Consider the following 20,830-nt stretch of genomic DNA (forward strand, 5'->3'; position numbering starts at 1 on the left):
GGTCCTCAGTGCTGATGGCTTTCGGCCTGGGCGGCCTTGGGGGTGATGGTCAGGCTGGGCGCCGGATGGGAGGCGCGCTCGCCGGGAGACGGGATCTCCGTCCACTGGTTCTGCTCGTCGCCGCACGACTGCACAGTCGGAAAATAGAGCGTTCCGGCCGCGTCGGGCAGTTTGAACATGATCGCGAACTCGTCGAACTGCTCGTCGGGCAGGGCGCCGCGCCAGGTGACGGCGACGACCTTGCTCGTTTCATTGTGCTCGATCTGCAGGGCCCAGCCCGGCTTGGGCTGGGGCCGGGCCGAGACCATCTCCGGCGGGATCTCGACGCGCAGGACGGTGGTGGCCGCGCTCCCACAGCCATGGCCGACCCGGAAGCGCACCGGCTGGTAGGCCCCGGCGCTCGCCTGGCCGGGATCGGCGACCACGTGGGCGCCGGCTGCGGCCGGGGCGGCGGTCAGGACGGCCGCCGCAAGCAGGGTCTTCAGAACGCCCATGTCACGCCTCCGAACACCGAGCGGCCTTCCCCGGGGAAGAACACCGCCTTCGACACGCCCGGCAGGCGGGCGTCGGTGATCGCCGAAAAATTGGAGACATAGCGCTCGTCCGCCAGGTTCCGCGCCTCGACGAACAGGCTGACGCCGCTGGGGCCGCGCCAGCCGCCGCCCAGCGACCAGATCGCGTAGGACGGCGCCTTCAGGGTGTTGGCATAATCGACCTGGACGTCCTTGACCGACCATTCCAGCGAGGGGGCGACGAACCAGCCACTGGGGTGATCGTAGCGCAGCTCGGCCCGATAGAGGTGCTCGGGCACGACCGGCAGGCGGCCGTCGCCATAGACGGGATCGCCGTCGAAGCGGAAGTCGGACCAGGCGTAGGTCTGGCGCAGCCGCCAGTTTCCGGCCCGCCAGTCGAGCCCGGCTTCCAGCCCCTGGTGGATCGTGGTGCCCGCATTGAAGGTCGCGGCCGGAATCGCCGGCGAGACCACGAAGTTCAGCAGTTCGTTCTCGAGCTCGGCCCGGTAGAGGGCCAGATCCCAGGCGAAGGCGCCGCGACGGCCGCGGGTCCCGATCTCGGCGGTCCAGGCGTCCTGGGCCTTGAGCGGGGCGAAGCCGACGAACGGGCCGGTCTGGGCCAGGGCGCTGAAGTTCGGCGGCTCGACCGAACGGGTCAGGTTGGCGAAGGCCTGGGCGCCGTCGTCGGCCTGCCAGATCACGCCCACGCGCGGGGCGAACCACTCGTAGGTGATCGAGCGGTCGGCGGTGTGGTTCAGATTGTTGCGGAACTGCCGGTTGGCCGAGCCCAGCGAACCGCCGCCGACCAGGATCAGATGGTCGGTGACGAACACCCGGCCCTCGGCGAACACGTCCAGGGCGCGGGCGTTCTGGGCGCTGTCGGCGCGCTTCTCGCCGCGCGAGGACTTCAGGTTCACCCATTGCAGGGCGTCGAGGTCGCCCAATCGCACCGAGGCGCCGACGAAGAGGTCGGCCGGCCGTCCGGCCAGCGAGCCTTCCACGTCCAGCCGCCCGAACGCGCCCCAGTTGCGGCTCTCCTGGTCGATCACCTGGAAGATCGGATGATCCAGGTCCTTCCAGGTCGCATAGACGCCGCCCTCGAACACTGAGTTGTCCGCCACCCGCCAGCGGGTCTGCAGCACGCCGCGCACACTGCGCATGTTGCGCTGGTACTCACCCGCCAGGTTGCCGGGGTTGGCGAGCTTCGGGTTATTCAGCGCCTGGGCCAGCTCCAGCGAGCCGGGGATCTCCTGGTCGACATTGTGACCCGAGAGGATGAAGCGCACCTCGCGGTCCTCGCCGAAGCTGCGGCCGACATTCAGCGTCACGTGCTGGGCGGTCTGGTCGCTCTGCTGGCGCCAGCCATTGGCGGTGATCGCCGTGGCGGCGGCGAAGACGTCCCAGTCGCCGGCCGTGCGGGCCAGCTCGGCATGGCCGCGCAGGGTTCTGTAGGCGCCGCCGTCCAGCCTCAGCAGGTTTTGCGCGGACGCATCACGGCCGTTCGGGGTGACAACGTTGATCGCCCCGCCCAGCAGGGCGCCGCCGAAGCGCAGGGCGTTGCCGCCCTTGTAGACCTCGGTGAAGCGGGCGATCAGCGGGTCGATCTGCTGGAAATCGCCGAAGCCGTCGGCCTCGTTGAACGGCACGCCGTCCTGGGCGATCAGCACGCCGCGATTGTGCACCGAATTGCCGATGCCCGAGCCGCGGATCGAGAGCCGCATGTCGTCGCCCCACTTCTTCTGGGCGAAGACGCCGGGCACGTCGCGCAGGGTCTCGGAGAGGCCCTGGGCGTAGCGGTCGCGATAGGCCTCGGCCGAGACGACGGCGACCGCGCCGGGGGTTTCGGAGAGCCGCTTGCGGGCCTGGCCGACGACCGGCGGGTCCTCGGGGTTGGGATTGGCGGTGACGATGACGGCGTCGACCAGGGGCGGGGCCGCCTCGGCCTGGGCCAGGGCGGGGGCGGCCAGCGCCGTAGCGGCCAGCAGCAGGGCGCGCGGGGAAGCGCGCAGAAGGGTTTGCATGGGATACCTCGAACGAACGACGGAAGGCCGCGAGCGCTGTGGCGCTGCGGCGGGTTTCGGTCAGACGTTCAGGGACGGGGGGCCTTGGCCGGGCGGGCGCGGCGGCGCGCGGGCGCGGGGCTGCAGGGCGGCGACGGGCGCCTCGTGGCGAACCACGGCGACCTTGTAGGTCACGGGGGCGATCGACAGTTCGGGTGTGACGACGACCGCCAGGGTGGCGGCGAGGCAGTCGTGGCAGGGCAGGCCGGCGAAGCCGCTTTCGCGCACCTGGCCGTCGGCGCCGATGACGACGGTCTTGGCGCCGTCCTCGGTGCAGAGTTCGACGCGGACGCCGCCCAGCGATTCGGCCGCCATGGCCGCGGCGGGCAGCAGCGCCTGGCTCAGCAGCGCCAGCAGGGCCGCAAGGACCCCCAGCCGCGCCGCCTTCGCGCCTATTTTTCCGCCGAACCGCATGGCGCCGGCTCTTAAGCGGCCCCCGGTGGGTTACGCAAGAGCCGTTCACCCCCCATAGTGCAGCCCGTCACAGAAGGAGAGCGCATGGAAGGTCACGTTTCGCCCGGCGAATACAAGGACGTCATCCTCTTTCTCGCCACCGCCGGCGTGATCGTGCCCTTGTTCCGCCGTTGGCGGATCAGCCCCATCCTCGGATTCATCGGCGCCGGCGTCGTGCTCGGCCCGTTCGGCCTCGGCGCGCTGCGCCCGCACGCGCCCTGGCTCGGCTACTTCACCATCGGCAATCCGCAGGACATCGCCCAGCTCGCCGAGTTCGGCGTCGTCTTCCTGCTGTTCATGATCGGGCTGGAACTGTCCTGGGAACGCCTGCGTCTGATGCGGCGCTGGGTGTTCGGCATGGGCGCCCTGCAGGTCACGCTCTGCCTGGCGGTGATCGCCGCCGGCGCCATGGCCCTGGGCCTGCCGCCAGCCCCCGCCGCGGCCATCGGCGCGGCCCTGTCGCTGTCGTCCACGGCGGTGGTCATGCAGATCCTGGCCGAGCATAAGCGCCAGCATTCGGCCGCCGGGCGCGCGACCTTCTCGGTGCTGCTGTTCCAGGACCTGGCGGTGGCCCCGATTCTGGTCACCCTGGCGGTGCTGGGAAGGGGCGGGGACGGCGGCGACGTGCTCTCGCCGCGCCTGCTGCTGGCCTTCGCCCCGGCCGCGGTCGGGGTGATGGCCATCGTCGCCTTCGGCCGCCTGCTGTTGCGCCCGATGCTGAAGTCCGTGGCTCGCGCCAAGAGCGAGGAACTGTTCATGGCCGCCTGCCTGCTGGTGGTCATCGGGGCCGGGCTGGTCAGCGCCCTGACCGGGCTCTCCATGGCGCTGGGCGCCTTCATCGCCGGCCTGCTGCTGGCCGAGACCGAGTACCGGCACGAGGTCGAGGTGACGATCGAGCCGTTCAAGGGCCTGCTGCTGGGCCTGTTCTTCCTGTCGGTGGGCATCGGGCTCGATCTGTCGCTGCTGGTGGCCCAGCCGCTGCTGATCCTGGGCGTCGCGGCGGGGGTGGTGGTCCTGAACGCCAGCGTCGTGTTCGGGCTGGGCCGGCTGTTCCGCCTGCCCTGGCGCGGGGCGATGGAGGCGGGCCTGCTGCTCGCCGGCGGCGGCGAGTTCGCCTACGTCATCCTGTCGGCCGCCATGGGCGACGGGATCGTGCCCCGGCCGATCGGCCAGACCGTGCTGGTCGCCTCGACCCTGTCGATGATGTGCATCCCGCTGCTGGCGGCGCTCGGCTTCAAGATCGGCGGGCGCAAGAGCGCGGGCCAGGATCTGTCGCCCGAGCCGGAGGTCGAGGCCGGAGTCGCCGAGACGCCACGCGTGCTGGTGGTCGGCTATGGCCGCGTCGGCCGGCTGGTCGGCGACATGCTGCACCGGCACGACATCGCCTGGGTGGCGGCCGAGCGCGATCCGCGGCTGGTCGAGGGCGCGCGCCGGGCCGGGGAGGCGATCTATTTCGGCGACGCCTCGCGGCCGGAATTCCTGCGCCGCTGCGGGCTTGAGACCGCCCCCGCCCTGGTGGTGACGATGGACGCGCCGGACGGCGTGGAGGCCATCGTCGCCACCGCCCGGGCCATGCGCCCGGACCTTACCATCGTCGCCCGGGCCCGCGACGCGCGGCAGGCTCAACGCCTCTACGAGCTGGGCGCCACCGACGCCGTGCCCGAGACCGTGGAAGCAAGTTTACAATTGTCCGAGGCGGTTTTGGTTGAGATCGGGGTGCCAATGGGGCTAATCATCGCATCCATCCACGAACGGCGCGACGAGTTCCGAAAGGCGCTCAATCGGCCGGAGGCGCTCGGCGGCCGGACCCGCCGCTATCGTCGGTCGCAGGAAAGCTGAACAAGACCCGGAACCAAGCTTCACGGGCGGCGTTCAGGGGGCTTGCGGAGGCGAGTGTTCGCGTCCTAGGCGAGGGGCTCAATGACGTCCGACCAGTGCAGTGCGTATAAGCCGCGTGCGGAGCATGTCTCGCACGTGGGCTGGACTGCGTCGTCGCTTCGCGCCAATATTCAAGAGAATCAATGGGCTCCGACAGTGCGGCGGGTGTGGCTGCAGGTGCAGCCGTTTCACCGCCGCCGGGACGCCGACATAAGATTCGGGCCGGCGATGGTTTCCAGGAACATCGTCGGACACCGAACGGGGGACTTGTCTCTCGCCCCGAAGTTGATAGCCGAGGGGAACAATGTGTAACGTCCTGGAGATGGTTTGTCGGTGTCGGCGAATTGGCGAAAGTGTTGCCGTAGCGACACTTTCGTAATGCTTCGGCCTTGATATAACAGCGCTGGGTCATATGGCCCGAGCAGAGGGCAAGAGAGGGCTCTGAATATGAAATTCAAACTCCTAGCTGGGGCCGCCCTGGCTGCGGTGTTCGCCGCGTCGGGCGCTTCGGCGCAAGAAGTTGGCTGGTACGGTGCGGTCGACCTTGGCTACCACTGGCCGGAAGGCATCGAGGGCGACTCGTCCAACAACGCCGCCAACTCGCAGCCGTACTCCTGGGACTTCAACCAGGAAGAAGACTGGGCTGGCTTTGCGCGCCTCGGCTATCGCCTGAGCGAGCACTGGCGGGTCGAACTGGAAGGCGGCTATCGTCCGGGCGACATCAAGTCGGTTCGCGGCGGCAGCAACAACGCCATCCTCGGCCTCTGCACCCCGGGCGTGATCCGCAGCGCCTCGGCCTCGACCTGCGGTTCGCCGTCGGGTGAGATCGAAGCCTGGACCCTGATGGGCAACGTGATCTACGACTTCGCCCCGAGCGCGGTCCTCAATCCGTTCATCGGCGCCGGCGTCGGCATCGCGCACGTCAAGCTGAACACCGTCGGCCAGTTCTCGAACATCACCGGCGCCCTGTCGGCGACCAACCCGGCGATCCAGAACCTGACGATCGACGACGACGACACCGCCCTGGCCTGGCAAGTCCTGGCCGGCGTGGCGTGGCGCGCCACCGACCGTCTGAACGTCGACCTGACCTACCGCTACCTGGGCGGTTCGGACCTCGACTTCGCGTCGACCGGTTCGCACGCGCTGCAGCCGGGCGTGTTCTCGGGCGAATACCGCGACCAGTCGGTGACCGTGGGCCTGCGTTACTCCTTCGCCGCTCCGCCGCCGCCGCCGCCTCCCCCGCCGCCGCCGCCCCCGCCGCCGCCTCCCCCTCCGCCTCCGCCTCCGCCGCCGCCTCCGCCGGCGTATGAAGCGAAGCAGTTCATCGTCTACTTCCCGTTCGATCAGTACGTGCTGACGCCGGAAGCCCAGACGGTGGTGCAGGAAGCTGCGACCTACGCGACCAGCGGCAACGCGACCCGCGTGATCGTGGTCGGCCACACCGACTCGTCGGGCTCGGCCGCCTACAACGTCCGCCTGTCGGAGCGCCGTGCGAAGGCCGTGGCCGACGCGCTGGTGGGCCTGGGCGTGGGTCAAGGCGCGCTGCAAGTCGACTGGAAGGGTGAGACCCAACTCGCCGTTCCGACCGGCGACGGCGTGAAGGAACCGCTGAACCGCCGCTCGACGATCGACATCAACTTCTAAGTCGATCTCGGCGATCAGCCGATCTAAGCGAGGAGCCCGGCCGAAAGGCCGGGCTCTTTTGCTATGTGAGCTGCTCCGGCGCAGCTTTCCGCGGCCCTTTGCGTTGTTCAGGCTCTGTCGCCAGGGGGCTTGATGACGCTTGAACAAGGACTGGCCTTCGGCCTCGTGGCCGCGACGATCGCGGCCTTCATCTGGGGCCGCTTCCGCTACGACGTCATCGCGGTCTGCGCCCTGCTGATCGGGGTGGCGCTGGGAATCGTCCCGGCAAAGGACGCCTTCGACGGCTTCTCCAACGACATTACGGTGATCATCGCGGCCGCCCTGGTGGTCAGCGCCGCCTTCGCACGGTCCGGCGTGGTGGAGTGGGTGCTGCGCCCGCTGCTGCCGCGTCTGAAGAGCGAACGCTCACAGGTCCCGGTCCTCACCGCCGCCGTCACCCTGCTGTCGACGGCCACCAAGAATGTCGGTGCGCTGGCCATCCTCATGCCCGTGGCCCTGCAGGTCGCGCGGCGAACCGGATCGGCGCCTTCGCGTCTGCTCATGCCCATGGCCTTCGGCGCCATGCTGGGCGGCGTGGTGACACTGGTCGGGACCGCGCCCAACATCATCGTCTCGCAGGTGCGCGAGGAGATGATCGGCAAGCCATTCTCCATGTACGACTACACGCCGGTCGGCCTCACGCTGGCGGTTATCGGCCTGATCTTCCTGTCGCTCGCCTATCGCATTTTGCCGGCCGATCGGGCGCCCGCGGTGAGCATCGAGGAAGCCCTGGCGGCGAACGCCTATTTCACCGAGGTCGAGGCCCCGGAGGACTGGCCGCTCGACGGCGCGCGCATCGCCGACCTCCACGCCCTGGCCCAGGGCGAGGCGCAGGTGATGATGATGCTGAGCAAGGGGCGGCGGCGGGCGCGTCCGCACGCCAACACCAAGGTCCGCATCGGCGATATCCTGCTGCTCCAGGGCGAGCCGCAGGCGCTCGATGAGTTGATCAACCGGGGCAAGCTGCGCCTGACCCGTTCGGACCGGCCCGTGGCGATGGACGAGCCGACCGACGAAGTGCGGGTCGTCGAAGCGGTGGTGGGCGCAGAGTCGGAATTCGTGGGCCGCTCGGCCCAGCAGCTCGATCTCTACGGTCGCCATGGAGTGAATCTTCTGGCCGTTGCCCGCTCGGGATACGACCTCAAGCAGCACCTGAAGCGGGTGCGCTTCAAGTCGGGCGACATCGTGGTCCTGCAAGGAAGCGAGCGGAGCCTGCCGGCGGCGCTCGCCGCCCTCGGACTGCTGCCGCTGGCCGAGCGCGAGGTGCGGCTGGGCGGCATTCGCCATGCGCTCGCCCCGGCCGTGATCCTGGCGGCGGCGATGATTCTCGTGGCGTTCCAGGTGACGCCGGTGGCCGTCGCGTTCTTCGGCGCGGCGGTGGCGATGATCGCCGTCGGCGCGCTGCGGATGCGTGAAGCCTACGGCGCGGTCGACGGCCCGCTGATCGTCCTGATCGCCGCGATGATCCCGGTGTCGGAGGCGATCCAGACCACGGGCGGGGCGGACCTGATCGGCGGCTGGCTCTCGACCCTGTTCCGCGGCCAGTCGCCGATGCTCGCGCTGGTGTCGATCCTGGCGGTGGCCATGGCGGCCACGCCGTTCCTCAACAACGCCGCCACCGTGCTGATCGTCGCGCCGGTGGGGGCAAGCATGGCCAAGCAACTGGGCCTCAATCCCGATCCGTTCCTGATGGCCGTGGCGGTTGGCGCAGCCTGCGACTTCCTCACGCCCATCGGGCACCAGTGCAACACCCTGGTGATGGGGCCAGGCGGCTATCGCTTCGGCGACTACGCCCGGTTGGGCGCGCCCCTGACCCTGCTGGTGCTGGTCCTGGGCGCGCCGCTCGTCGCCTGGTTCTGGCCGCTGTCGCCGACCTAACCGGCGACTAGGATCCAGACCCCGATCGCCGCGAACGAGGCCGCCGCCGCCCAGCGGATATATTTCAGGGGCAGGCGCGTGGCCGCCGCCTCGCCGATCAGGACAGCGGGGACGTTGGCGATCATCATGCCCAGCGTCGTGCCAGCCGCGACCAGCAGGACCTGCTGGAACTTCGCCGCCAGGGCGACCGTGGCGACCTGAGTCTTGTCGCCCATCTCGACGAAGAAGAAGGCCACGAGCGTGGTCAGGAACACCCCGGCCCGGTCCTTGGGCCGGTCGCCGTCCTCGAACTTGTCGGGAATCAGCGCCCAGGCGCCGAAGCCGATGAAGGCCAGGCCCAGCACCCACTTCATCCAGGGGCCGTTCAGGAACGCGCCCGCCGCCATGCCGACCCAGGCGGCCAGGGCGTGATTGGCGATGGTCGCGACCAGGATGCCGGCGATGATGGGGACGGGTTTGCGGAAACGTGCGGCCAGCAGCAGGGCCAGGAGCTGGGTCTTGTCGCCGATCTCGGCGATCGCCACGAGCCCGGTCGAGACGAAGAAGGCTTCCATGAATAGGCGTCCGGGCGGGGTCGAGGCATACCAATGGCTTTCCGCGCCGCCGACCCCGCATGGACCGACGCACGAAAGCCAAAGGTCTCGCCAAGCACGTGGCCGCAGATGCGACCGCCGGATCCGCCATGCCTTGGGCCTTTCGGCCTTCCGCAAGTCTGTTGACGGACCCCCCGATGGAGATTCGGGCGGCTACTCCCCAGTGACGGCGGTGTGGATAGGGGCGGGACCGCCGGTGGGCAAGTGCGAACGACTCGCGTCTTCGCACGTTCCGATTTTCACATGCGCGTGAGGTGACGCTTTGTCCGGGCTAGGACCGCCTGTGGAAAACTCAATCCCGCAAAGCCCTGGCGGAGAAGGTAAATGCGGCGTTAACGAAATTCTCGTGGGGATGACCGTCTGAACCCGTTGACGAGTCATTAGGCTTGATGCCCCATATGTGGGTGTAACGCAGTCGGCGAGACACAATATGTAGCGGAGTAAGGGTGACGACGGGCGGGGGGCTCGAAGCGCCTGATAGTTATGGATTTTGGGGCATGAGCAGCGGCGAAGCGGTACAGCGGACGGTTTCGGAAGCAAGCCAGACGGCCCCGGAGCGGGCTGAACGGCCCACGCTTCAACTGGTTCGCAAGGTCGAGGTGGATCGCTCGCGCGACGCCCTGCTGACCGAATTCGGCAAGACCACCCTGGAAGACCGCTACCTGCTGGCCGGCGAGAGCTACCAGGACATGTTCGCCCGCGTCGCCACGGCCTATGCCGACGACGCCGACCACGCCCAGCGCGTCTACGACTACATCTCGAACCTCTGGTTCATGCCGGCGACCCCGGTGCTGTCGAACGGCGGCGCCGGGCGCGGCCTGCCGATCTCCTGCTTCCTCAACGCGGTCGGCGATTCGCTCGACGGCATCCAGAGCGTCTGGAACGAGAACGTGGCGCTGGCCTCCAACGGGGGCGGCATTGGCACCTATTGGGGCGGGGTTCGCTCGATCGGCGAGAAGGTCAAGGGCGCGGGCCAGACCAGCGGCATCATCCCCTTCATCCGGGTGATGGACTCGCTGACCCTGGCCATTTCGCAGGGCTCGCTGCGCCGCGGTTCGGCGGCTGTCTATCTCGACATCCACCACCCGGAAATCGAGGAGTTCCTCGAGATCCGCAAGCCGTCGGGCGACTTCAACCGCAAGTCCCTGAACCTGCACCACGGCATCAACATCACCGACGAATTCATGGAAGCCGTCCGTGACGGCGCCATGTTCGGCCTGCGCTCGCCGAAGAACCAGGAAGTGCTGCGCGAGGTCGACGCCCGCAGCCTCTGGCAGAAGATCCTCGAGATCCGCCTGCAGACCGGCGAGCCCTACCTGATCTTCTCCGACACCGTGAACCGCTCGATGCCGCAGCATCAGCGCGACCTCGGCCTCAGCGTCCGGCAGTCGAACCTTTGCTCGGAGATCATGCTCCACACCGGGACCGACCACCTGGGCCGCGAGCGGACCGCCGTCTGCTGCCTCTCGTCGGTCAACGCCGAGAAGTTCATGGAGTGGCGCGACCACCCGACCTTCATCGAGGACGTGATGCGCTTCCTCGACAACGTGCTGGAAGACTTCATCCGCAGCGCGCCGCCGGAAATGAAGAACGCGGTCTACGCCGCCCAGCGCGAGCGCTCGGTGGGCCTGGGCCTGATGGGCTTCCACTCCTTCCTGCAGATGCAGAACGTGCCGTTCGAAAGCGCGCTGGCCAAGAGCTGGAACATGCGCCTCTTCAAGCACCTGCGCCGCCAGTGCGACGCGGCCTCGCGCACGCTCGCCGCCGAACGCGGCGCCTGCCCTGACGCGGCCGAAAAGGGCGTGATGGAGCGCTTCAGCCACAAGCTGGCCATCGCCCCGACCGCTTCGATCTCGATCATCTGCGGCGGCACAAGCGCCGGCATCGAGCCGATCCCGGCCAACATCTACACCCACAAGACGCTTTCGGGCTCGTTCGCGGTGAAGAACCCCTATCTGGAGCGCCTGCTGGACGAGAAGGGCAAGAACACCTCGCAGGTCTGGGACTCGATCCTGGAGAACGAGGGCTCGGTCCAGCACCTGGACTTCCTCTCCCAGGACGAAAAGGACGTCTACAAGACCGCCTTCGAACTGGACCAGCGCTGGGTGATCGAGCTGGCCGCCGACCGCACGCCCGACATCTGCCAGTCGCAGTCGGTCAACGTCTTCCTGCCGGGCGACGTCGACAAGTGGGACCTGCACATGCTGCACTGGCAGGCCTGGGAACGCGGCTGCAAGTCGCTCTACTATCTGCGCTCCAAGTCGGTTCAGCGCGCGGCTCACGCGGGCGGCGAAGGTGCGGCCATGGTGGTCGACGCTCCGGCTGAACGCACCGACTATGAGGAATGCCTGGCCTGCCAATAGGCTTCGCATAACGGCGATCTTCCAGTCTGCGGTATGGCGGGTCTGCAACGCTGCGGGCCCGCCATTGTCGTCTCAGACGAGATTCACCGGACCGGCGTGGATGGGACGTCTGCAGCGCCCGTCAAAACGCCGCACCCACGCCGCTAGCGCATAAATTGCAGGCGAATTCCTTGTCTTGCCCCGAATTGGGACATGACGCCGTCCTCTTGAGCGCCACTCAGCGTGTAAACTCAAGTTGAGGGCCGCCCAGGAACGGAATTTCCGTTTGCGTCATTCCACCTTCGTGGAAGGATGCTTGTTGAGCCGCACGCTCAACGATGCGGCACGGGAGGTTCGATGATGAGGCCGTTGGCTGGGTGGGCCATCGCCTTTGCTTTTGGCGCTGTGAGCGGGGTTCACGCACAGACGCCAATATCAGCCAAGGCTGAACGCCTGCGGCAGGCGGCGTTCGCCGCCGACTATGCGCCCAAGAAGAGCGCCGACGACTTTTCCGCCCTGGCTGCGCGGGAGCAGTTCACCGCCGATGGCCGGCCGGTGCGCTGGCGAACCGACACCGTCAAGCTCGGAAAGACCGCCAAGGGCTCGGTCGACACCCTCCGGCTCAGCGTCGGCGGAACCCTGCGCACGCCGGGCGACCTGAGCGGCTCGACCGCCGGGGCCCAGTTCGACGCCGACGCCTACGAGATTGCAGTCACCCGCGACTGGGCGCCCGTCCGCTTCGACGCCGGCCGCTATGACGTCGAACTGACCCCGCACACCGGTGTCGGCGTGGCCAACAGCGGCGGCCAGGCCGAGGCCGGCGCCACGCTGACCCTGGCGCAGAAGCGCGACGCGGCGGTGGAGAACCAGCTTAAGGATCTCGGCGTTCGCGACGGCTCGGCCTATGGCGACCAGGGGCGTTGGTACCTGTTCGCGGCGGCCAGCGGCCGGGCGGTGGGCCTGAACATCCTGCGCAACGAGAAGTCCGGCTGGGACCGCGACGGCTGGTCGACCGACCCGTCCAGCGCCCTTGTCGGCGACGCCCATGTCGGCATCGCCTGGCGCAAAGGGGCGATGCAGACCTCGCTCGGCTACATCCACCGCGAGGTGAAGGGCGAGCACATGGTCTACGGCCAGGACACCAAGGAAGACTCGGTCGTCGCCTTCTCGTTCTCGATCAAGCCGAAGGAATAGGACGCGGATCCGACGCTGGGCGGCTGCGGTTCTTATCCGGATGCGCTCGCCTTACGTGAGCGCCGGGGCTCAAACCGAAGGAACACGTCATGGCGAAGAACACGATCTGCCTCTGGTACGATAAGGACGCGGAGGCCGCAGCCCGCTTCTACGCCGAGACCTTTCCCGACAGTGCGGTGAGCGCCGTGCGTCACGCGCCCAGCGATAATCCCTCCGGCAAGGCGGGCGACGTGTTGACCGTCGAGTTCACGGTCTGCGGAATCCCATGCCTCGGCCTGAACGGGGGCCCCGCGTTTCAGCATGATGAAGCCTTCTCGTTCCAGATCGCCACTGACGATCAGGAAGAGACCGACCGCTACTGGAACGCCATCGTCGGCAATGGCGGGCAGGAGAGCGCCTGCGGGTGGTGCAAGGATCGGTGGGGAATATCCTGGCAGATCACGCCGCGCGTGCTGACCGAGGCCATGGCGGCCGGCGGCGCCGAAGCCAAGCGCGCCTTCGACGCCATGATGACCATGAAGAAGATAGACGTGGCCGCCATCGAAGCGGCGCGTCGCGGCTGACCGCTTGCCGATATATCGAAGTGCGGCTATAGCCTCGCCCGTCGCGCCCTTGGCGCGCCCGTAAGCGTTTACGTCAGCCAACGCATCCACCCCACCCAGGCCGGGCGAGGGGTCACGTCCGCGCAGAGCATTTCCGGGTTCGATTGAGCCGGCGATGTTCGGAACGGGCCGGATGCATCGCGCGGCGCTTACGGAGCTATCCCATGTCCAAGTCCTATCCCCGCCTGCCGGCCCGTTATGGCGCGCTCGTCATGCCGCTGGTGCTGTCGATGCTGATGACCTTGCTGGTCTCCGGCATCTCGACCTTCAAGAGTCTGGGCGCGACGCCCTCCATGCCCGCCGCCTGGATGGGCGCCTGGGGCGTCTCGTGGCTGATCGCCTTCCCAGCCCTGCTGGTGCTGCTGCCGATCGTGCGGCGCATCGTCGGCCTCGTGGTCGAGCCGGCCTAGGCCTATGGCGCCTGGGAGGGCCTCAGCCCTCCCAACCCGCCTCGAACGGCATGCGCTGCGCCCAGAAGTCGGCCAGGCGCGGGTCGGCGTCGACGCGGCGGACGACCGCGCTCATCTTCGGCGCGACCTGGTGGAAGACCTTCCGGCGCGGGGTCCAGCGGGACATCACCGTCACATAGAGGTCCAGCACCGAGAGCCGGTCGCCCAGGATGTAGTCGCCCGGCGAAACCTGCTCGTCCATCATCCGCCAGCAGTCGGCGATACGCTGGGCGGTGCGTTGGGAGATCACCTGTTCGGCGGCGGCGTCGGCCGCCAGCCGGCTCGGATCGTCCCGCACCCAGAACATCGAATAGATGGACGCTGGCAGGTAGATCATCCAACGCAGGAACTGGGCGCGCTCGCGCGCATCCGGCGCGGGGGCCAGACCGGCCTGGGGATGGCTGTCGGCCAGATGGATCAGGATCGCCGCGCTTTCCGTCATCAGCTCGCCCGAAGGCAGGATCACCGCGGGAACCTGGCGCAAGCGGTTGACCGCGCCCACCGCGTCGGCCGCCGCCTTGCTTTCCCATGGCGCGTTCTCGATCACGCGATAGGGCAGGCCCAGCAGCCGCATCGTCGCCTCGACGGGCATGGAGCCCGAGCCCGAGGCGCCGTGAACGACATATTCGCTGCTCATGTTTGTCCTCCCATCATCCACAACATGTTGGGTCTTTATGCCGCGTCACACCACAAGATGTGGCTTTCTCTCGGCGGCAAACGGCGCCTAAATAAGTGGGTAACCAAGATCCCGCCTGCACAGATTCGAAAGTCGCCGCCGTGACCGCGCAATCCGCCCTGCCTGGCCTGCTCACCCCGTCCTACGCCTACAAGCCGTTCCGCTATCCGTGGGCCTACGACTTCTGGAAGAAGCAGCAGCAGGTCCATTGGATGCCCGAGGAGGTGCCGCTGGGCGAGGACCTCAAGGACTGGGCGGCCAAGCTCAACGACAAGGAGCGCAACCTCCTCACCCAGATCTTCCGCTTCTTCACGCAGTCGGACGTCGAGGTGAACGACAACTACATGGAGCGTTACAGCCGCGTCTTCAAACCCACCGAGGTGAAGATGATGCTGTCGGCGTTCTCCAACATGGAGACGATCCACATCGCCGCCTACGCCCTGCTGCTCGAGACGATCGGCATGCCCGATTCCGAGTTCACGGCGTTCCTCGACTACCAGGCGATGCGCGACAAGCATGACTACATGCAGAAGTTCGGCGTCGATTCGAACGCCGACATCGCCCGTACGCTGGCCATGTTCGGCGGCTTCACCGAGGGGCTGCAGCTGTTCGCCTCGTTCGCGATGCTGATGAACTTCCCGCGCCACAACAAGATGAAGGGCATGGGCCAGATCGTCTCGTGGTCGGTGCGAGACGAGAGCCTGCATTGCGAAGGCATCATCAAGCTCTACCATGCCTTCAACAAGGAGACCGGCGCGGTCACCAAGAGCGTCGGCGACGACATCGTCGACTGCTGCAAGACCGTGGTCGGCCTGGAGGACAAGTTCATCGACCTGGCCTTCGAGGCCGGCGAGATCCAGGGCATGACCCCGGACGACATCAAGTCCTACATCCGCTTCATCGCCGACTGGCGCCTGCGCCAGCTGGCCCTGCCGGAAGTCTACGGGGTGAAGGAAAACCCGCTGCCCTGGCTGCAGTCGATGCTGTCGGGCGTCGAACACGCCAACTTCTTCGAAGCCCGCTCGACCGAGTACTCCAAGGCGGCGACGAAGGGCCAATGGCATGGCGCGGACGGCGTCTGGTCGTCCTTCGACAACATGCTGGCTAAGCGCGCCGAGAATTCGCTGCCGGCGGAATAGGCCGCAGGCGGAAGCGGTCCGATGTTCCGGCGTATCCTGACCGCCCTTGCGCTCGCCTGCGTGGCGGGCGCCGCCGGCGCCCAGCCGGCCGGCGGGCCGGTCGTCGAGATCGGCGACGTCGCGCGGTTCTATGAAATCTATGACGCCGCCGGCGGCAAGCCGACCGCCGAGCAGTTGCAGGCCTATCTGGACGGCGGCTCGGACGGGCTGAAGACGCTGGCGCGGGTGCGCCGGGTCACCGGCCAACGCATCGCCGACAACATCGCCGCACAGCCGGCCGTGTATGAAGACGCACGCCGTTGCGCCGCTGTCCTGCCGGCCGCGCGCAAGCGGCTGCAGAAGGCGCTGACCAGGCTGGCCGGGCTCTATCCGCAGGCGCGCTTTCCCGCCGTGACGGTCGCGGTCGGCCGCGGACGGCCGGTGGCGGTGGGCAGCCCGGTGACCGGCGTGCAGGTCGGGCTGGAGGCGCTCTGCGCCACCGAGGTCCTGAACCCGGACATCGAGGACCGGGTCGTCTACGTGCTGGCCCACGAGTTCGCCCACGTCCAACAGGCGCCGTCGCTCACCGAGAAGGAGACGCCGACCGTGCTGGAGGCCTCGCTGATCGAGGGTGCAGCCGAGTTCGTCGCCGAGCAGACCGCCGGCAAGATCGCCTACGTCTACCTGCCGTCGCTGGCGGCCGGGCGCGAACTGGAGATCGAGACCGCGTTCCTGGCCGACATCGACAAGACCGACCTCTCGGCCTGGCTCTACAACACCGCGCCGGGCAAGCCGGGAGACCTTGGCTACTGGGTCGGCTACCGTATCGCCAAGGCCTATTACCAAGGCGCCAAAGACAAGCGCCGCGCCTTCCGCGAGATCCTCGAAATGTCCGACGCCAAGGCCTTCCTGGCGGCCAGTGGCTGGAGGCCGGGGATGAAGCTGGACTGAGGTCGGCTTTAGTCCGCCGGCTCGATGGTCGCCGTGACCGAGACGTCCGCCGTATATTCGATCAGGCGGCCGGTCTTGGCGTCGAGGATCGAGGTCATCTCTTCGGGCGCCCCTTTCACCGACACGATCCAGCGGTCGCCGTCGGCGCGGACCTCCAGCGGCTTGCCGCCGGCCGGGTTCGGGCCGAGCCGTTCGTTGATGACGGCCAGGGCTTGTTCCTTGCTGGTGATGGGCTGAGCCGGGGGGTGGGCGGGACTGCAGGCCGCCAGAACCGCCACGACGAGCGCCGGGGCGAGGAGATGCGCGAGCTTGGGCATCAGGGTTTCACGACCTCAACGTGTAGCCACTCGCGCATCACGCCATCGAATCCCCCGCCCTGTCCATGGCGAAGCTCGATCTGCGCCCACGGCCCCGCCGCAGCGTAGGCCGCCCGAAGCCGCGCCTCGTCGGGGAAGTTGTAGTAGCGGCCCAGGCTGTCGCGCGTCCCGCCGTCGCCGGCCTTGAACCCGGCGTAGAACCGCCCGCCCGGCCTCAGCGCCCGATGTATGCGCCCCAGCACGTTGGGGAGTCCCTCCTCGGGCACGTGCAGCAGGCAGGCGTTGGCCCAGACCGCGTCGTAGGCGTCCGTCTCGTCCAGCTCGGCGAACTTCATCACCCGCACCGGCCGGCCCAGGCGCTTTTCCGCCTCCCGCGCCAGGCCCGCCGAACCGTCGGTCGGCGTGACGTCGAAGCCGGCGGCGATCATGGCCGCCGCATCCTGGCCGCCGCCGCAGCCGAGCTCGAGGATCTTCGCTCCCGGCTCAAGCTTCTCGAGGAACGCGGCCAGGTGCGGCCCGGCCTGATCCTTACGCGCCGCATAGGCTCCGGCCTCGCGGTCGTAGAAGGCGAGCGTCGCCTCGTCGTGCAGCGGCTGGTCGGTCATGCTGGCTCCCTTCGGTCTGGTATCGCTGCGCCCGCCCGTCCATTGTGGCGGAAAGCCAAGAACCGAGGGGATCGCCATGGGCAAGCTAGTCGAGGTTTCTGATGCGGGCCACGTCCGCACCATCCGCCTGAACCGTCCGGAGAAGAAGAACGCCCTGAGCCAGGCCCTGGCCTGGGGCGTGGTCGAGGCGGTGGACGCCGCCGCGCGTGACGACAACGTCTGGGTCGTGGCCCTGACCGGGTCGGGCGACGCCTTCTGCGCCGGGCTCGACCTCTCGGGCGCCGAGCCCTACCACCCCGGCACGCCGATGACCGCCCAGCTGGACGACATCGGCTGGGTCGGCAACTTCCTGCTGGCGGTGCGCAAGCGCTGCGACAAGCCGGTGATCGGCGGGATCAACGGCGTGGCGGTCGGGGCGGGTCTGGGCCTGGCCATGGCCACCGACGTGCGCCTGATCGCCCACAGCGCCCGGCTGATGGCCGGCTATACCCGCATCGGCGGCTCGCCGGACGCCGGCCTGACCATCACCCTGCCTCAGGCCATGGGCTATGAGCGCGCCATGCGCTTCATGATGGAGAACCGCACCCTGACCGGGCAGGAGGCCGTCGACTGGGGCATGGCCGGCGAGGCGGTCGCCGACGCCGACTTCGAGACGCGGCTGGCGGAATACGCCCAGCAGCTCTGTGCTTGGTCGCCGATCACCCTGCGCCTGCTCAAGCGCGGCATCGTGAAGTCCTACGAGTCCATCGATATGGAGCAGCAGCTCCGCTACGAGGTCTCCAACATCATGCGCGCCTTCGGCAGCGAGGACGGCAAGGAGGCCCGCCGCGCCTTCCTCGAAAAGCGGCCGCCGGTGTTCCAGGGGCGCTGAAGTCTCTAGTTGCGAATGATTATCATGTCGTGCAGGCTGCGGTTCGAAACGCCGGAGCCTGCCGATGAACGATGTCATCTCGACCATTCCCGAGCTTCAAGCCTGCGTCGGCGTCGCCGGCCTGCCGGTGAAGATGAAGATCATCGACCACCTGGACGAGGCGGCGGCTCGCTGGATCGCCGCCTCGCCGCTGGCCTTCGTTGGGATCGGCGGCGCGGATGGGCCGCGCGTGCGGCTGGCCGGCGGCTCGGCCGGTTTTGCGCGGGCGAAGTCGAAGGCCGTCCTCAGCCTGCCCCTTGCCGCCGTCGACGCGCCGGGCGAGGTCGCGGCCGGGCAGGGGGCGGGCGTCCTCTTCCTGATCCCCGGCGTCGGCGAGACCCTGCGCGCCAACGGCCGCATCAGCGCGGTGACCGGCGAGGCGCTGGAGATCGCGGTCGAGGAGTGCTTCGTCCACTGCGCCAAGGCGCTGATCCGGTCCGACTTCTGGACGCCCACCGACGCGACGGCGCCGGCGGGCGCCGCCGCCTTCGTCGATGGGGCCCGGTTCCTGGCCCTGGCCACAATGGACCGCGAGGGCCGCATCGACATCAGTCCCAAGGGCGACCCGGCGGGTCTGCTGATCCGCATGGAGGGCGACCGCGCCGTCCTGGCCGAGCGGCCCGGAAACCGCCTGGCCTTCGGCTATCGCAACATGGTCGAGCAGCCGCAGGTCGCCGCGCTCTGCCTGATCCCGGGAGTGGCCGCGGCGGCGGAACTGCGCGGGCGGGCCGTGCTCACCACGGACGAGACGCTGCGGGCCCGGTTCGTGGTCGAGACGAAGACGCCGATCCTGGCCACGGTGATCGAGGGCGCCGCAGCGAGTCTCGCGCCCAGCGAGGCCCTCGCCCGCGCCGCGGTCTGGGCCGCGCCGCCCGCCGCCAGCGACGTCGACCCGTCCGCCACCCTGGTGGCGCACGTGAAGCTGAACAAGGCGCGCGGCGCGGAGGCCACCATGCTGCGGCTGGCGGTCAATCGCGGCCTCGTCGCCAAGGGGCTGGAGGCCAGCTACCGCGACGGACTGTATTAGTCCGTCATCTCCCCGCGCTGGAACTTGGCGACCCGTTCGGCGTGGAACGGGCTGATCGCGCCCGTCTGCGGCGCTTTCTGACCGAAGCTCTCGATCTCGGCCAGCAACTCGGCCCAGGCGCTCTCGAAGGCCGGGGTCCAGTCGCCGCCCAGCAGGTCGCGCAGGGCGTCGCGGACGATGGCGAAGAAGGTTGAGAACACCTCGCGCGGCACGTCGTAGCCCTCGTGGGTGACCATCTCCGTGCCGATCATGACGTCGGCGTAGCGCCGCTCGCCCACGAAATCGAGGATGGCTGCGAACGTCCGCGACAGCATCTCGCCGCGGATCGCCCAATCCTTGTCGCGCCAAAAATAGGGCTTCATGTGCGGGTGCTGTTCGAACATCCGCTCATAGACGGCGGCGGTCGGATCGATGTCGCGCTCGGCGAGCAGTTCCAGGCTGGCCTCGATATCGGCCGCGCGCGCAAAGGCGTCGCTCATGTCAGCTTCCTTCCCCGCCGAACTCTCGTACGCGTCGGCTGGGGAAACAGTGAACCGCCGGACGGTGTCCGACAACCCCCGCGGCTTCCCTTAGCTCCAGGGGCCGGGCGTGCGGGCCTTGGTGGTCGGCACCGCGGTCCCGCGGCGACGTCCGCCGCCGTCGACGATCGGCGCGGCCGGCGGAGCGCCGCGGCCGATCAGCTTCATCAGCGCCGCCACCCGGTTGCCGGTCGAGGGATGGGTGGAGAAGAGATTGTCGGCGCCATGGCCCGCCAGCGGGTTGATGATGAACATCTGGCCGGTGGCCGGATTACGCTCTGCGGTGACGTTGACGATGCCGCGGGCATAGGCGTCGATCTTCTGCAGGGCGCTGGCGAGCGCTTCGGGATCGCCGCTGATCTCGGCGCCATGGCGGTCGGCCTCGTATTCGCGGCCGCGGCTGATCGCCATCTGCACCAGGGCCGCGGCCATGGGGGCGAGGATCATCAGGGCGATGGTCCCGATGATCCCGCCCGGCCGCTCGCGGTCGTTGCCGCCAAAGAACAAGGCGAAATTCGCGAGCGAGGAGATGGCCCCGGCGAGGGTCGCCGTAATGGTCATGGTCAGGGTGTCGCGGTTCTTCACATGCGCCAGCTCGTGCGCCATCACCCCGCGAATCTCGCGCCGGTCCAGCATCCGCAGCAGGCCCACGGTGGCGGCCACGGCCGCATGTTCCGGGTCGCGGCCGGTGGCGAAAGCGTTCGGCTGCTCGCTCTCCATCACATAGACCTTGGGCCGGGGCAGGTTCGCGCGATCCGCCAGCTCGTAGACGTCGGCCACGTAGTTGCGCAGCAGCGGTTCGGCCACGCTCTGATCCACCTCGCGCGCGCCGTACATGCGCAGCACGATCTTGTCGGAGTTCCAGTAGCTGAAGGCGTTCATCGCCACGGCGAGCGCCAGGGCCACGGCCATGCCGGCCGCTCCGCCGATCAGATAGCCGACGCCGACGAACAGGGCGGTCAGGCCCGCCAGCAGCATGAAGGTGCGAAGATGGTTGTGCATGGGCCTGGATATGGGGCCTGGGCGCCGGCCTTCGCAAGCATCCGGCCGCGCGTGCCGCGTTG

20 protein-coding genes and 1 riboswitch are annotated in these 20,830 nt (G+C 68.4%); of the genes, 11 read left to right on the forward strand and 9 right to left on the reverse strand.

What is annotated here, in order from left to right; translation table 11 throughout:
- Positions 1-5: 5 nt before the first annotated feature.
- From ACE3T2_RS07175 to ACE3T2_RS07185, 3 genes are read right to left on the reverse strand one after another with little or no spacing between them, the layout of a single operon-like run.
- Positions 6-494 (reverse strand): YcnI family protein, encoded by a 489-nt coding sequence (locus ACE3T2_RS07175; protein WP_374656179.1) that lies wholly within the window; start codon positions 492-494, stop codon positions 6-8.
- Complete coding sequence (locus tag ACE3T2_RS07180; RefSeq protein WP_374656181.1) at positions 482-2,533, reverse strand: TonB-dependent receptor family protein; 2,052 nt, start codon at positions 2,531-2,533, stop codon at positions 482-484. Before ACE3T2_RS07180 ends, ACE3T2_RS07175 begins: the two co-directional genes overlap by 13 nt.
- Positions 2,534-2,593: 60 nt before the next feature.
- Entirely contained in the window at positions 2,594-2,986 is a 393-nt protein-coding gene (locus ACE3T2_RS07185; RefSeq protein WP_374656183.1) for a DUF2946 domain-containing protein, read from the reverse strand.
- Positions 2,987-3,070: 84 nt separating this feature from the next.
- On the opposite strand from ACE3T2_RS07185, the gene ACE3T2_RS07190 reads away from it, so the two are divergent.
- From ACE3T2_RS07190 to ACE3T2_RS07200, 3 genes are all read left to right on the forward strand, one after another.
- Positions 3,071-4,864: a cation:proton antiporter gene (locus tag ACE3T2_RS07190; protein ID WP_374656185.1), complete on the forward strand. Its 1,794-nt coding sequence runs from the start codon at positions 3,071-3,073 to the stop codon at positions 4,862-4,864.
- A gap of 486 nt (positions 4,865-5,350) precedes the next feature.
- A complete protein-coding gene (locus tag ACE3T2_RS07195) occupies positions 5,351-6,547 on the forward strand; it encodes an outer membrane beta-barrel protein (RefSeq protein ID WP_374656186.1) in 1,197 nt (398 codons plus the stop codon).
- Between the two features lie 132 nt (positions 6,548-6,679).
- Positions 6,680-8,464: an SLC13 family permease gene (locus ACE3T2_RS07200; protein ID WP_374656188.1), complete on the forward strand. Its 1,785-nt coding sequence runs from the start codon at positions 6,680-6,682 to the stop codon at positions 8,462-8,464.
- Here ACE3T2_RS07200 and ACE3T2_RS07205 read toward each other — a convergent pair.
- Positions 8,461-9,018 (reverse strand): TMEM165/GDT1 family protein, encoded by a 558-nt coding sequence (locus ACE3T2_RS07205; RefSeq protein ID WP_374656190.1) that lies wholly within the window; start codon positions 9,016-9,018, stop codon positions 8,461-8,463. The genes ACE3T2_RS07200 and ACE3T2_RS07205 overlap by 4 nt on opposite strands.
- Before the next feature lie 15 nt (positions 9,019-9,033).
- A riboswitch (yybP-ykoY riboswitch) is annotated at positions 9,034-9,231 on the reverse strand.
- A gap of 323 nt (positions 9,232-9,554) precedes the next feature.
- Between ACE3T2_RS07205 and ACE3T2_RS07210 the strand changes: the two genes are divergently transcribed.
- The 4 genes from ACE3T2_RS07210 (at position 9,555) to ACE3T2_RS07225 (ending at position 13,605) form a co-directional block, all read left to right on the forward strand.
- Entirely contained in the window at positions 9,555-11,420 is a 1,866-nt protein-coding gene (locus ACE3T2_RS07210) for a ribonucleoside-diphosphate reductase subunit alpha (protein ID WP_374656192.1), read from the forward strand.
- A 384-nt stretch (positions 11,421-11,804) separates the two neighbouring features.
- Positions 11,805-12,593: a lipid A-modifier LpxR family protein gene (locus ACE3T2_RS07215; RefSeq protein ID WP_374656194.1), complete on the forward strand. Its 789-nt coding sequence runs from the start codon at positions 11,805-11,807 to the stop codon at positions 12,591-12,593.
- 89 nt (positions 12,594-12,682) lie between these two features.
- On the forward strand, positions 12,683-13,156 hold the full coding sequence (locus ACE3T2_RS07220; protein ID WP_374656196.1) for a VOC family protein: 474 nt from the start codon (positions 12,683-12,685) through the stop codon (positions 13,154-13,156).
- Positions 13,157-13,359: 203 nt separating this feature from the next.
- Positions 13,360-13,605 (forward strand): DUF2798 domain-containing protein, encoded by a 246-nt coding sequence (locus ACE3T2_RS07225; RefSeq protein WP_374656198.1) that lies wholly within the window; start codon positions 13,360-13,362, stop codon positions 13,603-13,605.
- Between the two features lie 22 nt (positions 13,606-13,627).
- On the opposite strand, the gene ACE3T2_RS07230 is transcribed toward ACE3T2_RS07225, so the two are convergent.
- Positions 13,628-14,281: a glutathione S-transferase family protein gene (locus tag ACE3T2_RS07230; protein ID WP_374656200.1), complete on the reverse strand. Its 654-nt coding sequence runs from the start codon at positions 14,279-14,281 to the stop codon at positions 13,628-13,630.
- Positions 14,282-14,421: 140 nt separating this feature from the next.
- On the opposite strand from ACE3T2_RS07230, the gene ACE3T2_RS07235 reads away from it, so the two are divergent.
- Entirely contained in the window at positions 14,422-15,459 is a 1,038-nt protein-coding gene (locus ACE3T2_RS07235) for a ribonucleotide-diphosphate reductase subunit beta (RefSeq protein WP_374656202.1), read from the forward strand.
- Between the two features lie 21 nt (positions 15,460-15,480).
- Positions 15,481-16,389 carry a DUF2268 domain-containing putative Zn-dependent protease gene (locus tag ACE3T2_RS07240; RefSeq protein WP_374656204.1) on the forward strand — a complete coding sequence of 303 codons (909 nt, stop codon included), beginning with the start codon at positions 15,481-15,483 and terminating at the stop codon, positions 16,387-16,389.
- Between the two features lie 8 nt (positions 16,390-16,397).
- Here ACE3T2_RS07240 and ACE3T2_RS07245 read toward each other — a convergent pair whose 3' ends face one another.
- Together ACE3T2_RS07245 and ACE3T2_RS07250 are read right to left on the reverse strand one after the other, a co-directional pair.
- Positions 16,398-16,706, reverse strand: a complete 309-nt coding sequence (locus ACE3T2_RS07245; RefSeq protein ID WP_374656206.1) for a hypothetical protein — start codon at positions 16,704-16,706, stop codon at positions 16,398-16,400.
- Complete coding sequence (locus tag ACE3T2_RS07250) at positions 16,706-17,311, reverse strand: class I SAM-dependent methyltransferase (protein WP_374656208.1); 606 nt, start codon at positions 17,309-17,311, stop codon at positions 16,706-16,708. Before ACE3T2_RS07250 ends, ACE3T2_RS07245 begins: the two co-directional genes overlap by 1 nt.
- A 76-nt stretch (positions 17,312-17,387) precedes the next feature.
- On the opposite strand from ACE3T2_RS07250, the gene ACE3T2_RS07255 reads away from it, so the two are divergent.
- Positions 17,388-18,182, forward strand: coding sequence for an enoyl-CoA hydratase/isomerase family protein (locus ACE3T2_RS07255; RefSeq protein WP_374656210.1), 795 nt, complete (start codon positions 17,388-17,390; stop codon positions 18,180-18,182).
- A gap of 64 nt (positions 18,183-18,246) precedes the next feature.
- Positions 18,247-19,248: a pyridoxamine 5'-phosphate oxidase family protein gene (locus tag ACE3T2_RS07260; RefSeq protein WP_374656212.1), complete on the forward strand. Its 1,002-nt coding sequence runs from the start codon at positions 18,247-18,249 to the stop codon at positions 19,246-19,248.
- On the opposite strand, the gene ACE3T2_RS07265 is transcribed toward ACE3T2_RS07260, so the two are convergent.
- A complete protein-coding gene (locus ACE3T2_RS07265; RefSeq protein ID WP_374656214.1) occupies positions 19,245-19,727 on the reverse strand; it encodes a globin domain-containing protein in 483 nt (160 codons plus the stop codon). The two genes, ACE3T2_RS07260 and ACE3T2_RS07265, sit on opposite strands and share 4 nt — an antisense overlap.
- Before the next feature lie 90 nt (positions 19,728-19,817).
- Positions 19,818-20,768: a zinc metalloprotease HtpX gene (gene htpX, locus ACE3T2_RS07270; protein WP_374656216.1), complete on the reverse strand. Its 951-nt coding sequence runs from the start codon at positions 20,766-20,768 to the stop codon at positions 19,818-19,820.
- Between the last annotated feature and the right edge of the window lie 62 nt (positions 20,769-20,830).

This window comes from Phenylobacterium sp. (assembly GCF_041919955.1).
In the GTDB taxonomy this organism is placed as follows: domain Bacteria; phylum Pseudomonadota; class Alphaproteobacteria; order Caulobacterales; family Caulobacteraceae; genus Phenylobacterium.